5 protein-coding genes are annotated in these 7,058 nt (G+C 34.1%); 1 reads left to right on the top strand and 4 read right to left on the bottom strand.

Annotated elements, in window-relative coordinates; translation table 11 throughout:
* Window positions 1-45: 45 nt before the first annotated feature.
* On the top strand, window positions 46-1,485 hold the full coding sequence (locus KO527_RS02110; protein ID WP_216038735.1) for an alpha-amylase family protein: 1,440 nt from the start codon (window positions 46-48) through the stop codon (window positions 1,483-1,485).
* A 45-nt stretch (window positions 1,486-1,530) separates the two neighbouring features.
* Here KO527_RS02110 and KO527_RS02105 read toward each other — a convergent pair whose 3' ends face one another.
* The 4 genes from KO527_RS02105 to rplQ form a co-directional block, all read right to left on the bottom strand.
* Window positions 1,531-2,130, bottom strand: coding sequence for a paraquat-inducible protein A (locus KO527_RS02105; RefSeq protein WP_216038734.1), 600 nt, complete (start codon window positions 2,128-2,130; stop codon window positions 1,531-1,533).
* A 219-nt stretch (window positions 2,131-2,349) separates the two neighbouring features.
* Entirely contained in the window at window positions 2,350-4,152 is a 1,803-nt protein-coding gene (locus tag KO527_RS02100) for a thiamine pyrophosphate-binding protein (RefSeq protein WP_216038733.1), read from the bottom strand.
* 88 nt (window positions 4,153-4,240) lie between these two features.
* Window positions 4,241-6,007 carry an FAD-dependent oxidoreductase gene (locus tag KO527_RS02095; RefSeq protein ID WP_216038732.1) on the bottom strand — a complete coding sequence of 589 codons (1,767 nt, stop codon included), beginning with the start codon at window positions 6,005-6,007 and terminating at the stop codon, window positions 4,241-4,243.
* A gap of 527 nt (window positions 6,008-6,534) precedes the next feature.
* Entirely contained in the window at window positions 6,535-6,933 is a 399-nt protein-coding gene (gene rplQ / locus KO527_RS02090) for a 50S ribosomal protein L17 (protein WP_059364670.1), read from the bottom strand.
* Between the last annotated feature and the right edge of the window lie 125 nt (window positions 6,934-7,058).

Below are 7,058 nucleotides of genomic sequence, written 5' to 3'. Positions count from 1 at the left end.
ATAATACCGGTTTTAAAACCAACTTACTAAAAAGAGATAATAATTATGAAATGTAAGTATCTATGGCAGAAGTACAATAAATCTTTGTTGGATAACTCTATATTTAAAATATTACTATTAAGTATCAGTTTAATATTTTCTATATCAATTAAAGCTGATGTAATACTGCATGCTTTTAATTGGAACTATTCGCAGGTCACCGAGCAAGCTGATGAAATTTCATCTATTGGATATAAAAAAGTGTTAGTGTCGCCTGCATATAAATCTACTGGAGATCAATGGTGGGCAAGATATCAACCTCAAGATTTAAGATTAATTGATAATCCGTTAGGAAATACTAATGATTTTAGAATCATGGTACAGACTCTTAAAAACAAAGGTATAGAAGTTTATGCCGATATTGTCTTCAACCATATGGCAAATGAGTCATATAAAAGAGCTGATTTAAACTATCCTGGAGATGCGATACTGTCACAATATTCTAGTAATTTGAGCTACTATAATAGTTTGAAACTGTTCGGTGATTTATCTAATAACTACATTAATGAAAGCGACTTTAATCCAGCAGGATGTATTACAGACTGGGGAAACGCCGGGCATGTTCAATATTGGCGTTTATGTGGTGGAAATGGTGATACCGGATTACCAGATTTAGATCCAAACAACAAAATTGTAGAACAACAGAAGTCTTACCTTAAAGCATTAAAACAAATTGGTGTATCCGGTTTTAGAGTTGACGCTGCAAAACACATGAGCAACTATCATATAAATTCTGTATTTACAGATGAAATTACAAAAAATATGCACATATTCGGAGAAATTATCACTTCTAGTGGTGCTGGTGATGACAGTTATGATAATTTTTTAGCACCCTACCTGTCTCAAACTAATCACAGCGCATATGATTTCCCATTATTTGCATCATTAAGAAATGCTTTAAGTTTTGGTGGTTCAATGAATTTATTAGTTGACCCAATTGCTTATGGCCAAGCTTTACCTAAAAACAGATCTATCACTTTTTCAATAACACATGATATACCTACTAACACTGGATTTAGGTATCAAATTTTAGATCCTGTTGATGAAATGCTTGCTAATGCATACATTCTTGGTAGAGACGGTGGTGTACCGATGATCTATTCAGATCATAATGAAAGTAATGATGGTAATCGCTGGTTAGATTTATATAAACGCGATGATATTAAAGCTATGATTAAATTTCATAATGAAGTTAAAGATCATGACATGCAGATAATCGCTTTTAATGACTGTATGATTTTATTTAAACGAAATCATGCTGGTATTGTAGGTATTAATAAATGTGGTTCAGGTCAAGACGTTTGGGTAGACACAGCAAACCATAATTTATATTGGTATCGTAATTATAAAAATGTGCTAAACCCTACTGAAGTGCAATATGTAACATCGCAATGGCACAAGTTTTACTTGCCACCCCGACAAGCTAAAATGTGGTTGATGCAATAGTAATGAATACAGCCAAAACTAAATTCTAGTTTTGGCTCTAACCAACTAATTTTTTTGTATACCAACTTGGTTAATATCAAAAGCCTTAACAGTTAAACTACTAAAACTTATTTGTGTTGCTAATAAAGACAGTAAACAATAACCTACAAAATAATAAAACCCTTGCCCTACTGCTGATAAGGTTTGGCTAGAGATCATAAGCTCCATCTGAAATCCAAATATAACTAATTCTTGATTGTTAGCCGTTTCAGCATGATTTGTAGAAAGCACAGCTAAAAATATCGCAACAATAAATACATCAGCCATAGACCATTTACCAATTTTACTTACAAATTCATAAATCTTAGTTTCAAGTACTGTATTACGTTTAAAGTAAGCAAAACTCACTAACAAGGTTTTAATTAATGGAATACAAATAGAAAATAAGAGAATCAATAACGCTACGAATATTCTGTCGTCTTGATATAACTCTTGAATGGTTTCAATTAATGAGAGTTGTTTATTCACCAAATCTGAAGTTAAGCTCGTATTTGCAACATTAACAGCCATATCCATATTTAATGAGAACATAGGAAAATATATGCCAGGAATAAAAAGTGCTACCGCTAAAATATTAAGTGCAAAACCAATATGTTTTTTTATCATTGTATTAAGTTATCGTTTTAAAATATTCGGGTATTATCTGTTATTTCATAATCAAACTGCAACTTATGCTTTAATACTAAAACACCGCTAATTAGCGGTGTTGTGTTTATCTGTGTTTTTATCCATATTGAAAGCAGTTATAGTAATATCAAAATATAACAACTCAAATTTACTTATACCTAATATATATTAGGTATAAATATTAATCTGTTACATGCATTAATAAGCTGTTTTATCCGTTATATCGACTGGCACACTATCTTTCTGCTCATCTTCTCCTGGAGTTTGAGCACGGTAAGCGATAGATTGAGGAATATTAGTTTCATTAAGCATAACTCTTACCACAAAGTTATCATTAGAGTTATTATCAATCTCTATCAATACCTGCTGTAACTCATCATTTGTATTGACTACTGCACCACGGCCTCCAACCATATCGACTATTTTTTCATAGCTCCATTTATTTAATTTGTTATAGTCATAGACATCATTTTGTTGTGGCCGTGCTTCATAATGAACCTTATCATCACCAGTACGAAATGGGTTTGGGTTTACTAACATTTGTTCAATGCCATAAATACCGTTATCTAACACAAACACAACATTATTAGTGTTGTAATAATTGTGTCCAGACACTGCCTGACAAGTTTCTTGAAACGCACCATCACCAACAAATACCAAAGGCCTTTTTTCAGGATTTGCAAATTTAACACCAAGTGAAGCAGGCACTGAATAGCCTATAGAAAGCCATGCTGCCGCACTCACAAAACCATCGGGGTAATTAATTTTTAAGTTTTGTGCGCCTAAGAGTGGAAAACCGGCATCAACCACAACACAGTGTTCTTCACGTAAGTAACTGTCTATCCCACTAAAGAAACTGTCGTATGTGAGTTCCTTAGTGCACCCTATTGGTACACTTTGCATTAATGGATACATAGTAGGTTTATAATGTTTAAATTCAATTTTAGAAATTTGTGTACTTAACAAATCAATAAAGTCTCCTAAAACAACATTTGGAAAGTACTGAGTGCTAATCTCATTCCCACTATTATCAATATGATTGCCCACTTTAACGCCTTCGTTATTGGCCATTACCATACCTGTTGACCATGACGAAGTACCACCAAGATTTTTGCTGGTATTCCATACACCTAGTGCAATTCTACACCCTGCGTTATCAAAGATTTCTTTCGTGCTTTGAGGTGTTGCTTTTCCATTATAGACACCTCGAAACATCTCATGATTCTCAGGTAATACTGATTTTGCTAATATACTGGTCATAAATGGCGTGTTAGTTTGTTCAATCAATGATTGAAATTTTTTCTGTAATTGTTGACGTTGGATTTCTATTCCCCCCCATAAAATGGGATTGCCCCGCTGTTTAATTAAATCAATTGTGGCGGCAACAGCTTTTTGTGTTTCATTAGCCTCCCCCTCATGAGGCTGTAGGTCAATTTTATTAATAGGTACATTACATTTTTTACGCCATACATCCTCATAAAATTCCAAATACCCAGGGCGGCCTTCTGAAATGATAGCAGTCAGTACAGCATCAATTTTTGCAGGGGCTTGAGATGCATTTTTTATTTGCTCTGCAGCAACAGTGACTGAGCGATAAGTATCAATATTACTTTTTTCATCTCCTGTCATATGAGAATAAAGTAAACCTTCTACCCTTTGACGTTTTTGATCTGAATAAGTAGGCGCTCCATTAAGTACTAACACTTTATTATGTTCAACAAAAGACCCTGCCAGAGGGTTAAGTAAACTAAATGCCCCTACACCATAAGTAACACATACTGGCGCTATTTTATTACTTACTCTGGCATATCCATCAGCACAATGACCTGCATTTATTTCATTAGTATTTCCTGAAATCTTAATTATAGATTTAGGGTCTTCAGATATAGTATTTAAAAAGGCAGCGCTGTAATTACCAGCAACACCAAATATATGTTCACAACCAAGCTCTTCAAGTCTAATTTTAAGGTATTGTGCAACGGTTACTTTTTCTGTGCTCATAAATTTATCTCCTGTAAAAGACAATTCTAGCTAGATATCAGCTAGAATTGTCTTGACTATATTTAGGTGTATTACGAAAAAGTTAGTATTAATCCAATACTGGTAGTGGATTTTCATTTACCAATAAAGCGACATTAACCGCAGACTCTATCGCACCTTCAATCCAGGCATGTTTCAATGATGCATGCTCACCTGCAAAGTGCGCGGTACCATTCCATTCACTAGAGATAATCGATTTGTGAAATAATTCAAGCTGACCAGGGTAATAAATAGCAGCTTCACCAAAAGCATATGGGTTTTCCATCCAACTTACACTTGCTGCTCCTACAATATTATCTTGTTTATCGGCATATTTAGCTGGTTCAAAAACACATAGGTCTTTAATTTTTTGTTGCGCAATTAAGCGTTCTTCATAACTTGCATCTTTATCATGTATAGCATGTGTGATTGCAACATTTTCTAGTGCATAACAAAATCTGTCGTAATGTGACATAGGATCCCACTTTCGTGCATCATCGGCCCAGGCATAGCTCACTAGCATAACACCTCCGCCCTGTGATCCCATCCGTTCACTAGGATAATACATATAGCGATTTATTAAATCAGTATTTGAGCCTCCGCCATAAATATCATTTTGTGTTTCCCAAAAGCGCTCTCTGAATTCTAGTAATACTTTAGTTGCGGCATCATAATGCAGTTCTCTAATTGCTTGGCGTTTTCGTTGACTAAATTCAGGCCAAACATGGACAGTTCTAAAACTCGTAAATGGGATTGTAACAATCACTTCATCCCACTCACGTTCAGCCAATTCCTTTGTATTATTAGAATCTTGTACACGTCTTTCTTCTATCACTTCCGACATTTTTGTCGTAATGCGAACCTTGCCAGTCTTATCATCTTTATATAAATCAGTTAAAGTTTGATTAGTAAGGGTTACAGTATTTAAGTCATTCTGTTCATAAAAAGCTGTCGAAAATAAATCTGTTCCACCTTTTATTAACCAAAAAGCAGTATCAGGTTTTATGATGGCTAATTCTATAAAGCTTTGAATAAATGAATAAGACATGCGCGAAGCGAGGTTTTCAATAACACCTATCATTTCAATGGCATTTTCTGAGTACCTCTGATGATTATGAACATATTCAGTTAAAAAACGGCGCATTGAATATTCACCGTAAGTATCAATAATATAAGGCCATGCAGTTTTTGGGTCTTCGTCTACCATTTTTGTTAATGCACCTATGGCATTATCTAATAAAATGCTAGATTGTGTATTTTCATCGTCTTCCAGATTGTAATTAAGGAGCGCATTAACATCTGCACCTTCTGCATCATATACACTACGTGGAACATGTTTATAATTAACATGTAAAAAGTTTTTACCTGTTGCAGGGGGTAAAATAATATTTCCGTCTTCATCTCGATCTGGTTTATTTATTTTATCTGAAGTTGCATCGGCTTTAGATACCGTTTTATTTAAGAAAATTTGTTTCTCTACACCTGTTTGATCAATTAAAAATTGCACTAACTTATGCATATCGGGTATACGCATCGCACCTGCCTCACCAGATAAACTAGCGTCTTCAAAGTAAGTTTTTGTTTCTGTATTTCTAAATGTTTTAATACGTCCGCCGACTCGTGTATTAGCTTCTACTATTGTCACTGTATGGCCCGCTTTGCGTAATAAAGAAGCCGATACCATACCGGATATACCACAACCCACAATTAATATATTTTTCCCTTTTGCCTGACTTACAGGTAATCCATTTTTCAAATATGTTAAGTATGCTTGGCTTATTTGATCTTGCTCGAAAGGAAGTAATCCGTGGTAGGCGTTATCTAAAGTTGCTGTCATTTTTAAATCCTTTTTCATTGTTATATAAATTTTTTATATTATAAAAAACAAATGTACCATTACAGGTACTAAGGATAGACAGGTTTTCAAATTGTGCAGATATTTTTTAATTTATTCAAAAAAGTGAATTTAGTCTTAAATTCGATTATTCTCACAAGCTTTAAAGTTTAAACATGGGTTTATGATCATTTTTACTTCGCTGAATGTCTATTAATATACAATTGATGATATGAAATGCTGTTTTATTAATATTTTTTATACATGACTTTCCTCTGTATTTTTGTGTCTATTAGTAAAACTGAAATAAATAAAATAGAACCAATGTAAAAAACAACCAGTTGTTAATTAAAGGATTATTTTTAAGTATATAGGGATTAATGTAAATAACTAATAACTGGTAAAACGTAATAATTAGCAACGTTTAATATTTAAAGGAATCGTTAATTTATAGAATTTCGAACATAAAAAAACCGAGTTCAATGAACTCGGTTTTTAACTTAAATTAAGCTATAAAGCTAATTTAAGATTTATTCTGCTGACTGTACTTCTTCTTGAACTTCTTCAGTCGCTGGGCGATCGATTAGTTCAATGTAAGCCATTGGTGCTTTATCACCTGTACGGAAACCACACTTAAGAATACGAGTGTAACCACCTGGACGGTTTTCATAACGAGGACCAAGCTCGTTAAATAAAATACCAACAACTTCTTTATCACGAGTACGAGCAAATGCTAAACGACGATTTGCAACACTGTCAGTTTTAGCAAGTGTGATTAAAGGTTCAATTACACTACGTAACTCTTTTGCTTTAGGCAAAGTTGTTCTGATGATTTGGTGCTTCACCAGTGAACCCGCCATATTGCTGAACATCGCTTTACGATGACTGCTGTTACGGTTTAATTGACGACCACTCTTACGATGGCGCATGACCTATCCTTCTAACGAAACTTTATCTAGTGATTTGGATTATTCAGCTAGACTTGCAGGCGGCCAGTTTTCTAAGCGCATGCCTAGAGAAAGTCCACGTGAAGCTAACACATCTTTGATTTCAG

Origin of the sequence: Pseudoalteromonas sp. C2R02, from assembly GCF_018860845.1 — a bacterium.
Classification (GTDB): Bacteria; Pseudomonadota; Gammaproteobacteria; order Enterobacterales; family Alteromonadaceae; genus Pseudoalteromonas.
The sequence above is the reverse complement of the archived record's forward strand: the minus strand, read 5'-3'. Positions and strand labels throughout refer to the sequence as shown.